The sequence below is a fragment of the Nocardiopsis sp. NPDC055824 genome (assembly GCF_053616335.1).
Genome location: NZ_JBSHDN010000007.1, coordinates 29168 through 48333, shown reverse-complemented (window position 1 = coordinate 48333; position 19166 = coordinate 29168). Strand labels below are relative to the sequence as shown.

General features: G+C 73.7%; 19 protein-coding genes. 8 read left to right on the top strand and 11 right to left on the bottom strand.

Going from position 1 to position 19166, the window contains the following annotated elements; genetic code table 11:
- Positions 1–84 precede the first annotated feature (84 nt).
- Positions 85–2157: an aminodeoxychorismate synthase component I gene (gene pabB / locus ACWGL3_RS03535; protein WP_452460766.1), complete on the top strand. Its 2073-nt coding sequence runs from the start codon at positions 85–87 to the stop codon at positions 2155–2157.
- Between the two features lie 7 nt (positions 2158–2164).
- Here pabB and ACWGL3_RS03530 read toward each other — a convergent pair whose 3' ends face one another.
- Positions 2165–2908, bottom strand: coding sequence for a TetR/AcrR family transcriptional regulator (locus ACWGL3_RS03530; RefSeq protein WP_267950069.1), 744 nt, complete (start codon positions 2906–2908; stop codon positions 2165–2167).
- Between the two features lie 131 nt (positions 2909–3039).
- On the opposite strand from ACWGL3_RS03530, the gene ACWGL3_RS03525 reads away from it, so the two are divergent.
- The 3 genes from ACWGL3_RS03525 to helR all read left to right on the top strand — a co-directional run bounded on the left by ACWGL3_RS03525 (position 3040) and on the right by helR (position 7471).
- Positions 3040–4428, top strand: a complete 1389-nt coding sequence (locus ACWGL3_RS03525; RefSeq protein WP_452460765.1) for a serine hydrolase domain-containing protein — start codon at positions 3040–3042, stop codon at positions 4426–4428.
- An 86-nt stretch (positions 4429–4514) separates the two neighbouring features.
- Complete coding sequence (locus ACWGL3_RS03520; RefSeq protein ID WP_267950067.1) at positions 4515–5123, top strand: DUF4291 domain-containing protein; 609 nt, start codon at positions 4515–4517, stop codon at positions 5121–5123.
- A gap of 185 nt (positions 5124–5308) precedes the next feature.
- On the top strand, positions 5309–7471 hold the full coding sequence (gene helR / locus ACWGL3_RS03515) for an RNA polymerase recycling motor ATPase HelR (RefSeq protein ID WP_452460775.1): 2163 nt from the start codon (positions 5309–5311) through the stop codon (positions 7469–7471).
- An 80-nt stretch (positions 7472–7551) separates the two neighbouring features.
- Here the strand turns inward: helR and ACWGL3_RS03510 are convergent, their stop codons facing one another.
- Positions 7552–8154 (bottom strand): hypothetical protein, encoded by a 603-nt coding sequence (locus ACWGL3_RS03510; RefSeq protein ID WP_267950066.1) that lies wholly within the window; start codon positions 8152–8154, stop codon positions 7552–7554.
- A gap of 195 nt (positions 8155–8349) precedes the next feature.
- Between ACWGL3_RS03510 and ACWGL3_RS03505 the strand changes: the two genes are divergently transcribed.
- A complete protein-coding gene (locus ACWGL3_RS03505; RefSeq protein WP_267950065.1) occupies positions 8350–8742 on the top strand; it encodes a nuclear transport factor 2 family protein in 393 nt (130 codons plus the stop codon).
- A 4-nt stretch (positions 8743–8746) separates the two neighbouring features.
- Here ACWGL3_RS03505 and ACWGL3_RS03500 read toward each other — a convergent pair whose 3' ends face one another.
- Both ACWGL3_RS03500 and ACWGL3_RS03495 read right to left on the bottom strand, forming a co-directional pair.
- The gene (locus tag ACWGL3_RS03500) at positions 8747–9097 is read right to left on the bottom strand and encodes a helix-turn-helix domain-containing protein (RefSeq protein ID WP_267950064.1); all 351 of its coding nucleotides are present in this window, start codon (positions 9095–9097) and stop codon (positions 8747–8749) included.
- Between the two features lie 2 nt (positions 9098–9099).
- Entirely contained in the window at positions 9100–9462 is a 363-nt protein-coding gene (locus tag ACWGL3_RS03495) for a type II toxin-antitoxin system RelE/ParE family toxin (RefSeq protein WP_452460764.1), read from the bottom strand.
- Positions 9463–9743: 281 nt separating this feature from the next.
- Here ACWGL3_RS03495 and ACWGL3_RS03490 point away from each other — a divergent pair, with 281 nt between their 5' ends.
- Both ACWGL3_RS03490 and ACWGL3_RS03485 read left to right on the top strand, forming a co-directional pair.
- Positions 9744–10700 carry an ABC transporter substrate-binding protein gene (locus tag ACWGL3_RS03490; protein WP_267950062.1) on the top strand — a complete coding sequence of 319 codons (957 nt, stop codon included), beginning with the start codon at positions 9744–9746 and terminating at the stop codon, positions 10698–10700.
- Between the two features lie 59 nt (positions 10701–10759).
- Positions 10760–12388, top strand: coding sequence for a thiamine pyrophosphate-dependent enzyme (locus tag ACWGL3_RS03485; protein ID WP_267950061.1), 1629 nt, complete (start codon positions 10760–10762; stop codon positions 12386–12388).
- A gap of 52 nt (positions 12389–12440) precedes the next feature.
- Here ACWGL3_RS03485 and ACWGL3_RS03480 read toward each other — a convergent pair whose 3' ends face one another.
- The 5 genes from ACWGL3_RS03480 to ACWGL3_RS03460 all read right to left on the bottom strand — a co-directional run bounded on the left by ACWGL3_RS03480 (position 12441) and on the right by ACWGL3_RS03460 (position 16479).
- On the bottom strand, positions 12441–12944 hold the full coding sequence (locus tag ACWGL3_RS03480; RefSeq protein ID WP_267950060.1) for a GNAT family N-acetyltransferase: 504 nt from the start codon (positions 12942–12944) through the stop codon (positions 12441–12443).
- 121 nt (positions 12945–13065) lie between these two features.
- Entirely contained in the window at positions 13066–13710 is a 645-nt protein-coding gene (locus ACWGL3_RS03475) for a response regulator (RefSeq protein WP_267950059.1), read from the bottom strand.
- Positions 13707–14744, bottom strand: coding sequence for a sensor histidine kinase (locus ACWGL3_RS03470; RefSeq protein WP_267950058.1), 1038 nt, complete (start codon positions 14742–14744; stop codon positions 13707–13709). Before ACWGL3_RS03470 ends, ACWGL3_RS03475 begins: the two co-directional genes overlap by 4 nt.
- Before the next feature lie 181 nt (positions 14745–14925).
- Positions 14926–15711, bottom strand: a complete 786-nt coding sequence (locus ACWGL3_RS03465) for a hypothetical protein (RefSeq protein WP_452460763.1) — start codon at positions 15709–15711, stop codon at positions 14926–14928.
- A 324-nt stretch (positions 15712–16035) separates the two neighbouring features.
- Complete coding sequence (locus tag ACWGL3_RS03460) at positions 16036–16479, bottom strand: winged helix-turn-helix transcriptional regulator (protein WP_267950056.1); 444 nt, start codon at positions 16477–16479, stop codon at positions 16036–16038.
- Positions 16480–16585: 106 nt separating this feature from the next.
- Between ACWGL3_RS03460 and ACWGL3_RS03455 the strand changes: the two genes are divergently transcribed.
- On the top strand, positions 16586–17482 hold the full coding sequence (locus ACWGL3_RS03455; protein ID WP_452460762.1) for an oxidoreductase: 897 nt from the start codon (positions 16586–16588) through the stop codon (positions 17480–17482).
- 13 nt (positions 17483–17495) lie between these two features.
- Here the strand turns inward: ACWGL3_RS03455 and ACWGL3_RS03450 are convergent, their stop codons facing one another.
- A complete protein-coding gene (locus tag ACWGL3_RS03450; RefSeq protein WP_267950054.1) occupies positions 17496–18053 on the bottom strand; it encodes a putative immunity protein in 558 nt (185 codons plus the stop codon).
- A 172-nt stretch (positions 18054–18225) separates the two neighbouring features.
- Positions 18226–19155 carry a LysR family transcriptional regulator gene (locus ACWGL3_RS03445; RefSeq protein WP_267950053.1) on the bottom strand — a complete coding sequence of 310 codons (930 nt, stop codon included), beginning with the start codon at positions 19153–19155 and terminating at the stop codon, positions 18226–18228.
- Positions 19156–19166: the final 11 nt, after the last annotated feature.

Sequence of the window (19166 nt, the reverse complement as noted above, 5' to 3'; positions counted from 1 at the left end):
GGACCTGGAGCGGAGATCCCGGGAACCCCCGGGCAGACCGGTTGATATCGGGACCGCCTAGGACCTCTACCTGCGGATTCCCTCTTGAGACTGCTGCTGATCGACAACCACGACTCCTACACGTACAACCTCGTCCAACTGGTGGCGCACGTCCTCGGCGACACCCCCCTGGTCCTCACCAACGACGACCCCCGCTGGGCCGCGTTCGACACGTCCTCCGTGGACGCCGTCGTCGTCTCGCCCGGGCCGGGCCGACCCCAGAACCCCCGCGACCTGGGCCGCGTCCCCGACCTCCTGGCGGACGGGCGCCTTCCGGTCCTGGGCGTGTGCCTGGGCCACCAGGCCATCGCCCACCTGGCCGGAGCCGACGTGGTCTCCGCCCCCCAGCCCCGCCACGGCCACCTGACGCGGGTCCGGCACACGGGCCGCGGCCTCTTCGCGGGTGTCCCGCAGGACTTCACCGCCGTGCGCTACCACTCCCTGGCCGTCCCGGCGCCCCTTCCCGAGCCCCTGGCCGCGACCGCCTGGGCGGAGGACGACGTGGTCATGGCGCTGGAGCACCGGCGCCTGCCCCGCTGGGGGGTGCAGTTCCACCCCGAGTCGGTGGCCAGCGACTTCGGAGCGGACCTGGTCGCGAACTTCCTGGACATGGCCCGCGCGCACCTGTCCGCGTCCCGCCCCGCGCAGGCGCTGTCGGGGGCACGCGCGTCCGCCTCCGAGGCCGCCCCCGCCCCTCCCGCGGCGGTGCACCCCCGGGCGCCCGAGACGCCCGCCGCCCGCCCCTCGGGCGCGCCGCGAACCCTCGAACTACCGCGCGCCGTCGACGCCGAGGCCGCCTTCTGCCACCTGTACGGCGACGCCGAGTACGCGTTCTGGCTGGACAGCTCCCGGCCCCAGGGGCCCGCCCGCTTCTCCTTCCTCGGCGCCGCCACCGGCGAGGTCCTCACCTACAGGGTCGGCGGCCCCGTCCGCGTGCGCGACGCCGACGGTGCCGAGCACCACGAACCCGGGAGCGTCTTCGACGCCCTCGAGCGCAGGATCGGGCGCCCCGGCCCCGCCCCCACGGGACTGCCCTTCGACTTCACCGGCGGCTACGTGGGCTACCTGGGCTACGAGTGCAAGGCCGACACGGGGGGCGCCGCCGCCCACGCGTCGTCCACCCCCGACGCCGTGTGGCTGCGCTGCGACCGCTTCGTCGCCGTGGACCACGTCCTCGGGCGCACCTACGCCGTCTGCGCCGACGGCCTCCCCGACGGCGACGACTGGCTGGCCCGCACCCTGGCCTCCCTGGACGGGCTCGCGCCGCCGGCGCCGCCCGCGCCCCCCGCTCCGGCGGCCGACCTGACCCCCCTGCTGGAGCGCCCGCGGGAGGGCTACGTCAGCGACGTGAAGGAGTGCCTGGGGCAGCTCACGGCGGGGGAGAGCTACGAGATCTGCCTGACCAACCGCGTCCGCAGGCCCGCCGACGGCGACGTCCTGGACTTCTACCGCCGAATGCGCGCCGCCAACCCCGCGCCCTACGCCGCCCTGCTGCGCCTGGGCGGCGTGAGCGTGCTCAGCGCCTCGCCCGAGCGGTTCCTGCGGGTGGAGGCGGACCGCACCGCGGAGAGCCGGCCGATCAAGGGCACGGCACCGCGCCACCCCGACCCGGCCACCGACGCGCGCGCGGCCGAGGAGCTGCGCACGGGGGCCAAGACCCGCGCCGAGAACCTGATGATCGTGGACCTGCTCCGCAACGACCTGGGAAAGGTGTGCGAGGTCGGCAGCGTGGAGGTGCCCGCGTTCATGTACACGGAGTCCTACGCGACCGTGCACCAGCTGGTGTCCACGGTGCGCGGGAGGCTCCGTCCGGACGTGTCCACCGTCGAGGCGGTGCGCGCCTGCTTCCCCGGGGGGTCGATGACCGGGGCGCCCAAGGTGCGCACCATGGAGATCATCGACCGCCTGGAGTCCTCGGCCCGCGGCGTCTACTCCGGCGCGCTGGGCTACCTGTCGCACACCGGTACCGCCGACCTGAACATCGTCATCCGCACGGCCGTGAGCGCCGACGGGGAGCTGACCATCGGGGCCGGGGGCGCGATCGTGCTGGACTCCGACCCCGAGGAGGAGTACGAGGAGATGCTGCTCAAGGCCGCCGTCCCCGCCCGCGGCCTCTGACCCGCGCTCAGCCCTCGCCGCCGAGGCGGGCGAGCCGCGCCTCCAGTCCGTCCAGGACCCGCTGGAGGCCGTAGTCGAAACCGCTGTCGCGGATCTCCTCCAGGCTCCTGCCCTCCTGCGCGGCGTGTCCTGCACGCAGCCTCGGAAGGTCCCGGAGCGACTCCTCCATGGCGGGTGCGAGGCCCTCCCGCCACTCGCTCTCGCTGCGGCCGCTGCGCGCGAACACCGACAGGTAGGCGACCTCGCTGGTCACCATGCCCATGACGTAGGCGGTCACGGTGCTCATGGCCTGGTCGGCCTCCTCCAGGCCGAAGCCCGCGGCCTCGAACACGCCGAGCAGCCCCTCCGAGACCTGCGCCAGGTTCGGGCCGAGGCGGGAGAGCCCGACCCGGCCGAGCACGGAGACCATCCACGGGTGCCGCAGGGCGGCCGCCCTCAGGTCCCGGGCGTTGCCCTCGACCGCGGCCCTCCAGCCCCCGGCCCCTTCGGAGGACGGTACCGGCAGCTCGCCGTAGACCTCGTCAACGACGAGTTCGATCAGCTCGTCCTTGCCGGCCACGTGCCGGTAGAGCGACGTGGCCCCGGCGTCGAGCCGGGAGCCCAGGGCGCGCATGCTCAGGGCGTCGATGCCCTCCTCGTCCAGGAGTCCGATCGCCTCGGCCACGATGCGGTCCCGGCTCAGCGCGGGTTGCCCCCCGGACTTGTTCCGCCTGGCCCACACCGACGGGACCGCTCCGGCCCGACCTGCCACGAAGCCTCCTTCGATCGCCACCGACCTCGAGCGGAGACTAGCGGACAGTGTTCTCCCTTGCGCACACCCGACCCTGTGCGTACAGTGTTCGCAAGAAGAGAACGCTGTACGCACGAAGGCGGGGAACGACCATGGGCTTCGACACCTCCCACTGGCAGGGCCGGCTCGACGAGCTCGGCGCCGCCCACCGCGTCCCCGGGGCGGCCCTGGCCGTCCTCGCCGGCGGCACCGTCCACGAACTGGCCACCGGGGTACTCCACCGGGGGACCGGAGTGGAGACCACGGCCGACTCGGTCTTCCAGCTCGGCTCCGTCGCCAAGGTCTACACCGCCACCCTGGCGATGGGCCTGGCCGAAGAGGGCCTGTTGGACCTGGACGCACCGGTGCGCGACGTCCTGCCCGACTTCTCCCTCGCGGACGAGGAGGCCGCCGGGGTCATCACCCCGCGCCACCTCCTCACCCACACGAGCGGCCTCAGCTGCGACCTCGTCGTCGACACCGGTCGGGGCGACGACTGCCTGGCGCGCTTCGTCGCGGCGTGCGCGAAGGAGGACCTGGACTGCCCGCCCGGCACCGCGCTCTCCTACAGCACGAGCGGGTTCAGCGTGCTCGGCCGCGTCATCGAGGTCCTGACGGGCAGCACCTGGGACCGGGCGCTCAGGGACCGGGTGCTGGACCCCCTCGGCCTGGACCACACCATGACCCTCCCGGAGGAGGCCCTGCGCTTCCGCACGGCGATGGGCCACACGGGAGGGGCCGGGGAGGACCCCGAACCGGCCCCGGCCTGGGACCTCATGACGCGTTCGTCCAGCCCCGGGGCCATGGTCCTGGCCACCGCCGGAGACATGGTGCGCCTGGCGCGGGCGCACCTGGAGGACGGCAGGGCGGCGGACGGCGTCCGTGTCCTGGCCCCCCGCACGGTGCGGGCCATGCGCGAACTGCAGGCGGAGTCCCCCGACAAGTGGTCCGTCGAGGCCGCCGGGTGGGGCCTGGGCTGGACCCTGTACGACTGGGACGGGGTCCGGGGCTTCGGGCACGACGGCGCCGCCACCGGCCAGTACTCCTACCTGCGCGCGGTGCCGGGCGCGGGGGTGGCCCTGGCCCTGGTCACCAACGGGGGAGGGGCGCGCAGCCTCTACGCCGACCTGTTCGGGGAACTGCTCGCCGCTCTGGCCGGCGTGCGCATGCCCGACCGCTTCGCCCCTCCGGAGCAGCCTCCCGCCGTGGACACGGCCCGCCTCACCGGCGCCTACCGCCGTCCGGGCGTCGTCATCACCGTCACCGGGGGCGGGAACGGCCTCCGGATGGTCTACGAGTTCGTGGACGGCATGAGCCGCTTCTCGCCGCCGCTGGAGGCGGACCTGGTGCCGGTGGAGGAGACGGCCACGGCGACCGTGTTCGCGGCATCCGTCAGCGGTACCTCCTTCGGGGAGGACTGGATGCCGGTGGTCTTCACGACGTCCGCCGACGGCACACGGTACGCCTACGTCGGCATGCGGGCCGCGCCCGAGGTCGTCTGAGCGGCCGGTGCGCCACCGGTGGGGGAGCGGTAGCCCCCGGAAATCCGGTTGCCCGGGGACCGGCCGGGGCACCACCCTGAGCGGTTATGAACGCCCCCGACGTCCCGCGGTACCAGATCCGCGCCCTGCACACCGACACCTCCGTCACCGTCTACCAGGCCTACACCCCCTCCATCGGACTGCCTGCCGCCCGGCAGGGCCGCTTCCCCTCCTCCTGGAAGAGGGAGCGGATGACCTGGGTGAAACCGTCGTTCATGTGGATGATGTACCGATGCGGGTGGGGTCTCAAGAAGGACCAGGAGACCGTGCTGGCGGTGGAGATCAGCCGTGAGGGGTTCGAGCTGGCGCTGCGCGACGCGTGCCTGTCGCACTTCGAGCCCCGCGTGCACACCGAACGGGAGACGTGGAGGCGTCGGCTGCGGGAGTCCTCCGCGCGTGTGCAGTGGGACCCCGAACGCGACCTGAGCCTGGCCCCGCTGGCCCACCGGTCCCTCCAGCTGGGGCTGTCCGGGCAGGCCTCGCGGCGCTACGCCGACGAGTGGACCGTGTCCATCACCGACGTGACCCCGCTGGTCCGGCGTGTGCACGCGCTCGTCCGGGAGGGGGACACCGCCGCGGCCGCCCGCCTGCTCCCCGAGGAGCGCCCCTACCCGGTTCCGCCGGAGGCCCTGGACCACCTGCGTCCCGCCGGCTGAGGCCGCCGACCGCCGTACGCGTGCGGCGGCCCACCGGGCCGTCCCCCAGGGGCCCGCCCCCGGCGCACGAAAAAGGAGAGGGTTCTGGGAACTCCTCTCCACTCTCAACTTATAGCGCACCCAGGGGCTTGCGGCAAGACCCCCGTCGTGCTGCAGAATCGTCCTTCGTGACCAGCACCGACGACATGGGAGACGGCGTGAACAGCCTCACCACCAGCGCGTTCGACCTCCCCGAGCACCTCGCCGCCAAGGCCGACCCGGCCCTGATCGCCGACGACGAACGGCACTTCGCGTCCATCGCGCAGAGCCTCGAACAGTCGGTCTCCGAACTGTCCGCCCGCCTGGACGCCCGGCGCAGCGCGCCCGTCGGCAAGGGGCGTGAGGTCCTGGACCGGGACCTGGAGATCCACCGGATGGCCAACCGCCTGCGCGCCCTGCGCCGTTTCGGCCTGGACCTGTGCCTCGGGCACATCGTCGGCGCGGACGGATCCGGTCCCGTCTACATCGGGCGGCTCGGCCTCACCGACGTCGAGGGGCGCCGCCTCCTGATCGACTGGCGCTCCCCGGCGGCCGAGCCGTTCTTCGCGGCCACCCACGCCGACCCGATGGGGCTGGCCAGCCGCCGCCGGTACCGGTGGACCCGCGGCCGGATCAGCGACTACTGGGACGAGGTGTTCACCGCCGACGGGTTCGAGGGGCACGCCGCCCTCGACGACCAGTCCGCCTTCATCGCCAGCCTGGGCGACAACCGGTCGTCCCGGATGAGGGACGTGCTCGGCACCATCCAGGCCGATCAGGACGCCATCATCCGCGCCGGGTCCCGCGGCGCCCTGGTCGTCGACGGCGGGCCGGGCACGGGGAAGACCGTCGTCGCCCTGCACCGCACCGCCCACCTCCTGTACTCCGACCCGCGGCTCGGCCACCGCCGGGGCGGCGTGCTGTTCGTCGGTCCGCACCAGCCCTACCTGGCCTACGTCGCCGACGTCCTTCCCAGCCTCGGGGAGGAGGGCGTGCAGACCTGCACCCTGCGGGACCTCGTCCCGGAGGGCGCCTCGGCGAAGCCGGAGAAGGACCCCGGGGTCGCCGCGCTGAAGTCGTCGGCGGGCCTGGTCGACTCGATCGAGGCGGCCGTCAGGTTCTACGAGAAGCCGCCCACCGAGGGGATGACGGTCTCCACGGACTGGTCCGAGGTCTGGCTGGGCGCCGACGACTGGGCCGAGGCGTTCTCGGCCCCCGGGCCGGGGACCCCGCACAACGAGGCGCGCGAGCAGATCTGGGACGAGCTGGCGTCGATCGTGGCCGACAAGCACGACGACGAGGACGTCACCCCCGACCTCGTGAGCGGTTCGCTCATGCGGGACGAGGAGCTCGTCACGGCCCTCCAGCGCGCGTGGCCGATGATCGAGCCGACCGATCTCGTCGGCGACCTGTGGTCCGTCCCCGCCTACCTGCGCCTGTGCGCGCCCTGGCTGGGCCCGGACGAGGTCCGCGGGCTCCAGCGGGAGGACGCCCAGGCCTGGACCGTGTCCGACCTGCCGCTCCTGGACGCGGCGCGCCGGCGCCTGGGCGACCCGGGGGCGTCACTGCGCGAGCGCCGGCGCAGGGCCGCCGTCGCGGCCGAGCGCGAGCGCATGTCGGGCGTCATCGACAACCTGCTCGCGGCGGACGACGACGGCGAGGGCATCGTGACGATGCTGCACGGACGGGACCTCCAGGACACCCTGGTGGACGAGGCCGCACTGCCCTCCGCGAGCCCGGACCTCCTCGCCGGACCGTTCGCGCACATCGTCGTGGACGAGGCCCAGGAGCTGACCGACGCGGAGTGGCGCATGCTGCTGCTCCGCTGCCCCTCCCGGAGCTTCACCATCGTCGGGGACCGCGCCCAGGCCAGGCACGGGTTCACCGAGCCGTGGCGGGAACGGCTCGAACGGGTCGGGTTCGACCGGATCGAGACGGCCTCCCTGAGCATCAACTACCGGACGCCGGAGGAGGTCATGGCGGAGGCCGAGCCGGTCATCCGGGCCGCGCTGCCGGACGCCAACGTGCCGACCTCGGTGCGCGCCGGCGGGATCCCCGTCACGCACGGACCCGTCGAGGACCTGCACCGGGTCCTCGACGCGTGGCTCGCCGGGAACGCGGAGGGGACCGCCTGCGTCATCGGCGATCCGGCGTTCCGGGCGACGCCGCGCGTGCGTTCCCTGACACCACAGCTGGCGAAGGGGCTGGAGTTCGACCTTGTCGTCCTCGTCGACCCGCAGGGGTTCGGCGAGGGGATCGAGGGTGCGGTCGACCGCTACGTCGCCATGACCCGCGCGACGCAGCGCCTGGTCGTCCTCACCGGCGGCTGACGGCGGCCGGCACGGCACGATCGGCGCCGCCGGGGCCGGGCCGCGCCTTCGCGGGCGCACCCGGCCCCGGGGGGCCTACGTCAGCTCCGGCCGTCGGCGGTGAGCGGTGCGCCGTCCAGTGCGGTCCCGGTGAGGGTGACGCGGACCTCGGTCACGACATCGGTGCTGCTGATCGCCAAGCACGACATCGAGCAGAGGAGGAAGCCCGTGCGGTGCTGTCCGCGCACGGCGCCGGACCCCGGGGAGAGGCAGTGGCGCGCACCGTCGCGGAGCCAGGTGTACACGCCGTGGACGTCGTCGTCCTTCCAGCCCCTGAGACCGGCCGCGCCGATGCCGAGGGCCAGCGTCTCGGCCAGGTAGTCCGGGTCGAAGTAGCTCCCGAGGCGAATGGTCAGCTCCTTGAACCCGTGGCCCCCGCCGAAGGCCCACACGGCCTGGAGCGAGTTGACGCCCTCGGCCACGGGAGTCGCCTCCAGCCGCCACTCGTACTCCTCCAGGAAGGGCGCGTGTCGTTCGAGCCACCTCTTCCGCTTGCGGGGCGGGACCACCCAGGGCCGGGGGATCTCGTGGAAGGGCGGCCACTCGACCTCACCGCATCCCCACCGCCCCGGCCAGGACCGGACCCGTTCCCGGTTGGCGACGAACTCCGCCCGGAGTCCGTCCGCCCCTCGTCGCACAGCCACGGCACCTCCTCGTCTCTCGGCCCCCGCCCTCACCTCTCGGCCACGGCGGCGCTCAGGCCGCAGATGCCGCCGCGTCGGGACATGCCGAAATCCTCTGCCATGGGATTGTCCCGGGGAGCGGGCCGCCCGAGGTGGTGAGACGCTGGGAAAGGGAGAACGAGGCGTGTGTCGGCCAGCGGCGAGGAACCACCGCGTGTGGCGGGTGAGGGGTACGGCATGGAGGACGGCGACGGTGTCGAGCGGGCGATCGAGGGGGAGCTGCGGCTGCTGGACCCCCGGGTGCGCGCGTCACGGCACCTGGCGGGGGAGCTGCTGGACCCGGAGTTCACCGAGGTCGGCAGGTCAGGGAGACGTTGGAACCGTCAGGCGATACTGACCGAGCTGCCGACCATGGACGGGCCGGTGCCCGCCGGGGCGGCGCCGGTCCGGGTTACCGGCATGGCGGGACGGTTGGTCGCACCGGGGGTGGTGCACCTGGCCTACACCACCGACCGCGGCGGGGTGCGGGCGCTGCGGAGTTCGCTGTGGCGCCTGAACCCCGACGGAGTGTGGCGGCTGTACCACCATCAGGGCACACCCGCCGCCTGACCGCTCAGGCGGCCGTCCCTTCCCTCGGAGCGCTGACGGGCATGCGCAGGAGGTGGTCGCCGAAGTCTGCCACGAGCTCGAGTCGACCACCCATCGCCTCCACGTATCGGGCCACGACGTCGAAGGAGGAGACCTCGCCGTGTTCGATCTGGGACACTCTGGCGACGCTCACCCCCATGGCCTCCGCGATCTCCCGCTGGGTGAGCTCATGACGTTTCCGGGTGAGGGCAAGCTGGTGCCCGCGAGCCTCGGCCAGGAGGAGGCGGGTCCCCTCTTCGATTTCCTCAGGGCTGACGCCCGCCGAGTACAGCTCCTGCTCCAGGGACTCCCAGTCCTCCGGTGTGCGCTTGGCCATGCTCATTCCTCCGGCTCGTCGGTGTATTCGGCATAGAGCCGCTCGGCACGCGGGATATTGGTCCGGTACCACCGTCTCCAGTCTCCCGACTTGTCACCCCCGAGGAGAAGCAGAGCCGAACGCGAGGGATCGAAGGCGAAGACGATCCTGATCTCAGAGCTCCCACCGGAGCCCGGGCGAAGCTCTTTGAGGTGGTGCAGACGTGATCCCTTGAGCCGGTCAACAAGTGGTCGTCCCAGCATGGGGCCTTCCTGCCGCAACGCCCCAACAGCTTCGGCCACCTGGGCAGCTGAACGAAGGTCCTCCTTGATCAGCGTTCGGAACCATTCCGCATACTCCTCGGTGACCTTGACGGGCCAGGACAACAGAACGCCTCGTCCAAGGCCTCTTGTAGCTTAAGGCATCCCTTGAATTGTAGCCATCCAGTAACTCCCTGCCTCGAAAAGCGCAGAACTGCCAAGCCGCCACCCGCGCCGGAAACCCGGGCCACACCCTTGACCCGGTGACCTGGATCACTTAAGTTCGCCTTCAGCACAGCTGTTCGCAAAACGTACATCCGGGGCCTGTCGTGAGTTCGGGCCCCGCCCCCACCGGCCCCCCGGCGCGGCGACCCCTCCCCGACCGCCGACCGACTCAGGAGACACAGATGCGCCGACAGTCGACCGCCCTCAGCTGTATCGCCGTACTCGTCCTCGCCACGGCCTGCTCCGGCGGCGGTGGCGAGGAGGACGGGGAGGGCGGCCTGCGCCGGATCACCGCGGGCGCCATCCCCATCGTGGACGTGGCGCCCCTCCACCTCGGCGTCGACCAGGGCTTCTTCGCCGACCGCGGCATCGACCTGGAGATCCAGCCGGGCTCGGGCGGGGCCGCCGCCATCCCCGGCGTGGTCAGCGGGAACTTCGAGTTCGCCTTCGGCAACACCGTCTCCCTCCTCGTCGCCCGGGACCAGGGGCTGCCCCTCAAGGTGTTCGCCAACGGCGTCTCCAGCAACGGGGAGCAGGGCGCGGACTTCAGCGCCGTGTTCGTCCGCGACGACAGCCCCGTGGAGACCGCCGCCGACCTGGAGGGCATGACGGTCGCCGCCAACAACCTCCTCAACATCGGCGACACCACCGTCCGGGAGTCCGTCCGCGAGGCGGGCGGCGACCCCTCCGACATCGAGTTCGTCGAGATGGCGTTCCCCGACATGGTCCCCGCCCTGGAGAACGGCCGGATCGACGCCGCCTGGCTCGTCGAGCCCTTCACCACCGCCGCCCTCGACGCGGGCAACCGCGAGATCGCCTCCAACTTCGTGGACACCCACCCCGAGCTGTCCGTGGCCGCCTACTTCACCTCCGAGGAGATGCTGGCCCGGGAACCCGAACTCGTCGACGACGTCGAGGCCGCCCTCCAGGAGTCCTTCGCCTACGCCGAGGCCAACCCCGACGAGGTGCGCCGCATCCTCGGCGAGTACACCGAGATCGACGGGGCCGCCCTGACCGACATCCGCCTGCCCCGCTGGCCCGAGGCCGTCAACGAGGAGTCCGTGGGCGTCCTCGCCGACCTGATGCTGGAGGACGGCCTGATCGGGACCGAGGCCGACCTGGCCGCCCTGTACCGCTGACCGGGACGCCCACCGCCGAGCCGGGCCGTCCCGTCCGCACCGACCGAGAGAGGGGCGCCGTGCCCGAGCAGACGAGGCCGACCGTGCGCGAGCAGACCCTGGGGGCCATGCGCGAGCTGGGGATGACCACGGTCTTCGCCAACCCCGGCTCCACCGAGGTCCCGTTCCTGGTGGACCTGCCCGACGACATCGACTTCGTCCTGGGACTGCACGAGGGTTCCGTGGTCGGCATGGCCACGGGCTGGGCCCTCGCCCGCGACCGGCCCGCGATGGTGCTGCTGCACACCACCGCCGGCCTGGGCAACGCGGTCGGCGCCCTGGCCACGGCGCGCGTCAACCGCGCGCCGCTCGTGGTCCTGGTCGGCCAGCAGGACCGCCGCCACCTGGAACACGAGCCCTTCCTGGCCGGACGGCTCGAAGGCCTCGCCGGGGACTACCCGGTCGCGGTCCACCGGCCCCCGCGCGCCCAGGACGTGCCCGCAGCCGTCGTGCGCGCCCACCACGAGGCCTCGCACGGACGCGGCCCCGCCCTGGTCGTCGTGTGCATGGACGACTGGTCGCATCCGGTGGACCCCGGACAGCCCCGGGCCGCGGCGGTGCGGGTGGCCCGCCCCGCGCACGTGGCCCCCGACGACGGTGCGGCGGCCGAGGTCGCCGCGCTCCTGGACGGCGCCGCACACCCCGCCCTGGTGGTGGGGGCCGGCGCCGACAGCACGCCCGCGTGGGCCGCCCTGACGGCACTCGCCGAACGGTTGGGCGCCCCCGTCTACCAGGAGAGCTTCGGCGCCCGCGCCGGGTTCCCCCAGGACCACCCGCTGTTCGCCGGACACCTGCCCGCCGAGCGCTCACGGCTGCGGGAGGCGCTGCGCGGCCACGACGCGGTGTTCACGGCGGGCGCCCCGGTCTTCCGCCAGTACATCTACGCGGACGGCCCCCTCGTGGTCCCCGGCACCCGCCTGGCGATGGTCTCCGAGGACCCTGCGGAGGCCCACCGCGGGCCCGCGGGGATCGCCGTCATCGCCCCGGTCGCGCCCTTCACGGCGGTGGTCGCGGACCTGGTGCGCGAACGCCCCGTGTCACCGGCGCCCCGACCGGCGGCGGCCCCTGAGGAGACGGCGCCGCCGGCGGAGGGCGAGCCGCTGCGCGCGGCCCACGTCCTGCGGGCGCTGGCCGAACGGATCGCACCGGACACGGTCGTGGTCGAGGAGACCCCCTCCAGCCGGCCTCAGCTGCACCGGTTGCTGCCCGCCCGCGCCCCGCTGGGCTTCCTGTCGGCCGCCATGGGCGGGCTCGGCTTCGCGCTCCCCGCCGCCACCGGGGTCCGCATGGCCGCCCCCGGGCGCCCCGTGGTCGCGGTCGTCGGCGACGGGTCCGCGCTGTACCAGGTGCAGGCGCTGTGGAGCGCCCACCGCTACCGGGCCGGGGTCCTCTTCGTCGTCCTGGCCAACGGCCGCTACGCGATCATGGACCGCCTCGCCGAGCACAGGGGAGGCAAGCCGCCCTGGCCCGCGTTCGGCGAGGTCTCCCTGGCGGCCCTCGCCCGGGGGCTGGGCTGCCCGGCGGTGGAGGTCCGCGCCCACGGCGACCTGGTGCGGGTCCTGGACGAGGTCGTCCCCGGGCTCGCCGACCGCGACGAGCCGCTGGTCCTGGACGTGGCCGTGGTCCCGGACCCCACCTTCGCGCCCTGAGGGCGCCCGCGCCGGAGGAGGCACCGCGCGCACGCGTGGAGGCCCGGGGCGGTCAACCCCGGCCGAGGTCGAGGCGGTAGACGACGCTGGACCGGCCGGAGCCCTCGAACCGGCCCTCGCCGACCACCCGCCATCCCGTGGACCCGTAGAGGGCGCGGGCGGCCGCGTTGTCGGGGAGGACCTCCAGGGTGACCGCGTCGGACGTCCCCGACAGGCGGTCCAGGGTGGCGGCCAGGAGGCGGCGTCCCCATCCGCGCCCCCGACGGCCGGGGTCCAGCGCGAGGAAGGCCAGGTGCGCGGTGCGCGACGGGTCCCCGGCGGCGGGCGGGAAGCTCAGCGAGAACCCGGCCGGGTCGCCGCCCTCCACGGGGCGCGCTACGAGGAGCAGGTGGGGCGGCGTGCCGAGCTTGCGCAGCACCCGGTCCCTGTCGGCGGGGTCGGGTGCCGTTCCGTCGCGGTGGGCGAGGGCGCGCGTCCACAGGTCGGCGCAGGCGGCGTGCTCGTTCTCGGTTCCCGGGACGACGCCGGGCCAGGGATCGCGGTGGGGAGCGCTCATCCGCGTGATGCTAGCGGAGCCGTGCCGTGCCCGACCCGGGACCGGACGGACTCCGGGGCCCGGCAGGTAACCGAAGATCCCCGCCGTACCACGAACCCCGGGGCTCCGGACGGGTGCGCTCTCACCGCTCGGCATCGCGCACGAGCAGGGCGATCTGGACCCGGTTGGCCAGACCCAGTTTGGCCAGGGACCGGCTGACGTGGGCCTTGACCGTGGTCTCGGTCATCACCAGCTCCCGGGCGATCTCCGCGTTGGCCAGCCCCCGGGCCACACCGTCGACGACGTCACGCTCCCGTGCGGTGAGCCTCGCCAAACGGTCCTGGGCGTCGCGCACTCCGGCGGGGCGGCGTTCGGCGAAGGCGTCGGCCAATCGACGGGTGAGGGCCGGGGCGAGGATCGCGGTGCCGTCGACCACCGCGCGGACGGCCGTTATCAGTTCACGGGGACCGCTGCCCTTGAGCAGGAACCCCGCAGCCCGCGCGCGCAGGGCGCCGTACACGTATTCGTCCAGGTCGAACGTGGTCAGCATGACGACCTTGGGCGGAGCGGGCTCGCGGTTGATCGCCTTGAGCGCCGCCACCCCGTTCATCCGGGGCATGCGGACGTCCATCAGGACCACGTCCGGCTGGAGGCTTCGGACGGCGGCGAGTGCCTCGGCGCCGTCCGCGACCTCGCCCACGACCTCCAGGTCGTCGGCCGTCTCCAGGATCATCCGCAGTCCGGTGCGGACCAGCGTCTCGTCGTCGGCGAGGAGGACCCGGATCATGTCGGCAGCCTCGCCCACACCCGGAACCCGCCCTCAGGGGTCGGCGCCGCCCGGAAGTCGCCGCCGAGTGCCTCGACGCGTTCGCGCAACCCGATGAGGCCTGACCCGGCCCCGGGCAGGGCCAGGGGAGCCCGCTCGGGCGGTGTGTTCTCGACTTCGACCTCGACGGCTTCGGGCTCCCGGCGCACCGCTACGCGGGCCGCGGCACCCCCCGCGTGCTTGTGCACGTTGGTCAGCGCCTCCTGCACGACCCGGTACACGGCGTGCTCCTCGACGAGGTCGCCCGTGTCTGCTCCGCTCCCGTCCGGAACTTCCAGCTCGACCGGGACGCCCGCCGACCGTGACCGGTCGACCAGCTCCGCCAGGTCCGCGAGTGCGGGCGGGGGGCTCAGAAGGTCCGGGGCGCCGGACGCGGCCTCCCCCGACCGACCGAGCACCCCGAGCACCTGGCGCAGTTGGAGGAGGGCGTCCTGGCCGGTCCGGCGGATCAGCTCCGCCTCTGCCGCGGTGGCCCCGTCAGACGCGCCGACCTCCAGAGCCCCGGCCCGCAGCACGATGAGCGACACCCGGTGCGCGACGACGTCGTGCATGTCGCGGGCGATCCGGGTCCGTTCCTCGGCACGGGCCTGCGCGGCCAAGGCGGACCGCTCACGTTCGAGCCGGTCGGCCCTCTCCACCAGCCCGGCCAGCACCTGGGCGCGAACGGCGGTCCACGCCCCCAGGGCCAGTGGCAGCCACACGAACAGGGGTGCGTTGCCGAGAGCCGAGCCCCAGTCCACACCGGGCCGCGGGACCACGGACAGGAAGGTCGTCCCCGTAGCGACCGAGGCAACGACCGGAGACCGGCCGTGGACCGCCACGAGGTAGAGGGCGATGGCGGTCACCGGACCGGGGGCTCGGAGCACGGCGTCCACTGCTGCCAGCGCCACCAGCGGCCAGACCGGGTGCGGTGCCGTCCGGACAGCGGCTGCGGCCGCCACACCGACCACCAGGGCCGCGGCGACGCCGGGCACCGCGGTGAACCCGGTCACCATTGCGGCGTGGGACGGCGGTTGAAGCAGGGGATAGAAGGCACCGCAGAACGCCCCCAGGGGGAGGACGACGGATACCGCCCTGCCGAGCAACCGGTCGACGCGGCCGAACCGAGGGCGGGTACGGCACTCGACACTCACCCGCCACACCCTAGCCGCAGCGCCGCCGCCCACCACCGCCCGGTCACCAGCTGAGAAGGCGCGACCACGTGTTCGCGGGCGCTCCGCTTCGCTCCGCCGCGCGGTCGGGCGCCGCCCTCCTCAGAACACGGACCCCGAGCGGTGCGAACACCAGCCCTGCCGCTGCCGCCGCGACAGCGCAGTCGAACAGTGTCGCCTCCTTCAGCACCCCGATCCAGAGCGCTCCCCACAGCAGCAGCAGGACGGTGCGGCCCGTGCCGAGCACCTCCGAGCGGTGGGCCCCGACCGCCAGCAGCAGCACGCCGGCGTACTGGCCGAAATACGCGGTCACCGGCACACGCCACGGACCGTAGGCGAGATCGGCGTAGGCGGCGCTCACGGTCGCCGTCGCCGGACCGAGGCCGAGGTCGTCCACCAGGGCGAAGGCGGTCGCGTCGACGCCCACCGAGTACATGCGGCCGAGCAGCCCGAGCGCGATCAGCGCGGCGCCCGTCGTCGCGAGGCGCGGAGACCTCGGAGCGACCAGGCGTGCGAGGGCGGCGAACGCGAGGACCAGCAGCATGGCCCCCGAGGCGAACAGGGCCTGTGCGGCCGTGGCCAGTAGGGGCGACTCCGCGTAGGCGGCGAGCTGGGAGGGCGCCATGAAGGGTTGAGCCTCGAACGCGCGCAGCTCCGCCTCGGTGAAGGCGCCTCCGCGCAGGGCGAGGTAGCGCAGGAACAGGCCGGCGCACCACAGGAGCGGAGCGGCGATGAGCGCCGCGCCGCCGATGCGGCGGCCGGGGAATCCGGAGAGGTCCGGCGCCCGATCGGTCTTGTGGAAAGTGGTCATGCGCCCAGCCTGGGTCGCGCGGCGCGCGGGCGCATTCTCCTTTCGTGACCGGAGCCGTCTCTTTGGTCGGGGGTCGGGCCGGCCGCCCCGGTCGGGACACCTGGCCCCGGGGAGGGACCGGGCCTGCTCGCCGCGGTCGGCGCGCCGGAGGGGCGCGTCCGGATCCGCCCCGGCACGGGAGGCGCGCCGGGGCCGGGAGGGCCCTCGGGAGGAGCGGTCCGGCTGCCGGCGGCGGCACTCCGCGTGACGCGGGCGGCTCGGGCCGAGCGGGCAGAAGCGGCAGGCGGGCCGGTGCGCTACCTCCGCTTCGCGGGACGGGGTGGTTCAGGCGTCGCGGGCGTCGTGTGCCTCGCGGTTGGCGAGCACGTCGTCCATGTGCGCCTCGGCCCAGGCCTTGATGGTGCGCACCGCCCCGTGCAGTGAGAGACCGAGGTCGGTCAGCTCGTAGGTGACCGTGACGGGCACGGTCGGCACGGCGGTGCGGATGAGGAGCCCGTCGCGCTCCAGCGAGCGCAGCGTCTGGGTGAGCATCTTCTGGCTGACGCCCGCCAGCCGGCGCGACAGCTCCGAGTAGCGCATCGGCCGGGGCTCGCCGGAGCCGTCGGGACCCGGCCGGGGCGAACCGCCCCCGCCCAGGGCGCACAGGATCAGCGTGACCCATTTGTCGGAGATGCGGTCGAGCAGTTGACGACTGGGACACACCGCCAGGAAGGCGTCGTACTCGGCCTTGGCCTGTGCCCTCTTCTGGGCCGCCGTCCTCGTCGCCATCGCCTGCTCCCCTCACCCGTGGGTGACTTACGCACCCTGAAGTGCCTACTTCCCAGAGGGAAGTTGCCTTCCCATACTGATGCAAGGAGCCCTCGGGAACCACCCCTTGACCGCGACGAAAGGCAAGAACATGAACACGCCCTCCACCCCCCTCCCCGGCGGCACCTGGGACCTGGGAGAGCTGTCCGTCTCCCGGTTCGGCTACGGAGCCATGCAGCTCGCCGGCCCCGGGGTCATGGGCCCGCCGACCGACCGCGACGCCGCACTCGCCGTCCTGCGCGCGGCCGTCGACCTCGGCATCACGCACATCGACACCGCCGGCGCCTACGGGCCGCGCTTCACCAACCAGCTCATCCGGGAAGCGCTGCACCCCTACCCCCCGGAGCTGCACCTGGTGACCAAGGTCGGCGCCGACCGCGACCGGAACGGCGGCTGGCCCCCGGCCCGCGAGCCCGAGGACCTGCGCCGCGCCGTCCACGAGAACCTCGACGACCTCGGCCTCGACGTGCTCGACCTGGTCAACCTCCGACTCGGTGACGCCCAGGGGCCCCGCCCCGGCTCGCTCGCCGCGCCCCTCGCGGCCCTCGTCGAACTCCAGCAGCAGGGCCTGATCCGGCACCTGGGGGTGAGCAACGCGACGGCGGAGCAGGTGGCCGAGGCGCGCGCCATGGCGCCGATCGTGTGCGTGCAGAACATGTACAACCTCGCCCACCGCCAGGACGACGAGCTGATCGACGAGCTCGCCGGACAGGGCGTCGCCTACGTGCCCTTCTTCCCGCTCGGCGGCTTCAGCCCCCTCCAGTCCTCGTCGCTCTCCGCCGTGGCCGACCGCCTGGACGCGACGCCGATGTCGGTGGCCCTGGCCTGGCTGCTCCGACGGTCGCCGAACATCCTGCTCATCCCCGGGACCTCGTCGAGGGCGCACCTGCGCGAGAACGCCGCCGGCGCGGGGCTCCGGCTCTCCACCGAGGACCTCGCCGAGCTGGACGGGATCGGCCGCTGACAGGGTCCCTGCGTCAGCGCGCCGGCGGGGACCGCCGGAGGGACGCATCCAACCGGCGGACGAGTTCCCCGATGCGCCCGCCGCCGGGCGGGGCGTCGGGGTAGCGTCCCAGGACGTCCACGACGACGGGGGTGGCGAGGAGTCCCAGCCGCGCGAGGTGGTCGTCGGCGGCGTCGGGACCGTCCCCGGAGGAGAGTTCGAGTGCGTGCGCGGTGTAGGCGGCCGACGCGAGGATGTGCTTGACCTGGGTCGCCTTGGCCAGGGGGTGGAGGAACGCCGCACCGCACGTGTTGGCGGCGGCGCGCGCGGCGGCGCTCGCCGCTCCCCGGCCCGCGTCGCGGGTCTCCTGGGCCGCGCGGTGCGCCGCCCACGCGTTGTCGCGGATCGCCTTGGTCCGCTCGGCCCCGTCCGCGAACGCCAGTGCCGCCTCGATCGCGGCCCGGGGGCGCCGGTCGCCGGGGCGCTCGCGCTCGAAGAGCGCCAGTGAGGGGCGCGCGCACGCCACCGTGAAGCCGGTGACCTCTCGGAGTTCGGCCCGGTCGAGTTCGATGGCCGTGGAGGCGTCCGCCATGGTGCCGCCCTTCTGCGGAGGGGAAGAGACACCTTGATTTTATCTGTGAAACACCGGTGTAAGCTTTGCCGCCTTTCACGCCTGCCAGAAAGGCACAACCCTCAAAACATGGTGAGGAACGGACATCTGCCCGACGTCGGCGTCGGGCGCAGGCGGTCAGGCGGTCAGGCGGTCAGGCGGGGACGGCGGTGGAGACGGCGGCGGTGGCGGCGAGCCTCTGGAGCTCCTCCTGGGCGGCGGCCACCGCGGGGTTGCGGCGCGATCCCTCCCGGACGCACGTGAGCATCTTGCGCGCCGGGACGTAGGGGCCCTCCAGGAGCACCCGTGCGATGGGCAGGCCGGGGGAGAGGTCGTTCATGCGTGGAATGAGGGCCACTCCCAGATCGTGCGCGACCAGGCTGGCGACGGCTCCCCAGTTCAGGGCCTGGTGGGAGCCGTCGGGGGTGAAACCGACCGCGGCGCAGGCGGTCATGGTGTGCGCGTGGCAGGTCGTGCCGGGGGTCGGCAGGATCCACGACTCGGCGGCGGTCTCGGCCAGCGCCACGCTCTCCCTCCCCGCGAGGCGGTGGCGGTCGGACACCACGAGGTCGAACACGTCGTCCAGGAGCGGGGTCTGGTCGAAACGGGCGTCGGTGCGGGGCGGCGCTCCCGGCGCGGCCTCGATGACCGTCAGCTCGATCTCCCCCTGGAAGAGCAGGTCCAGGCACTCCCCGGGCTCGGCCTCCAGGACGCGCACGTCGAGCTGGGGGTGGCGGGCGGTCAGGGCCGCGGCCATGGGGGCGAGAAGCCGGGACAGCGCCATGGGGAAGGCGGCCACCCGCAGGAGCCCGGAGGGCTCGGTGCCCAGCCCGCGCATCTCGATCTCGGCCTGCTCCCACCGCGTGTGGATGGCGTCGGCGTGGTCGAGCAGGGTGCGGGCGGCGGGTGTGAGCCGCACGCCCCGTCCGTTGGGCTCCAGGAGCGTGACGCCGAGTTCCCTGCCCAGCTGGCGGATCTGCTGGGAGGCGGCGGAGGGGGTGAAGTGCAGGGCTCCGGCGGCGGCGGTCACCGTCCCGTAGTGGGCGACGGCCCGCAGGATACGGAGGCGCCTGAGATCGATCATGTACCTGATTC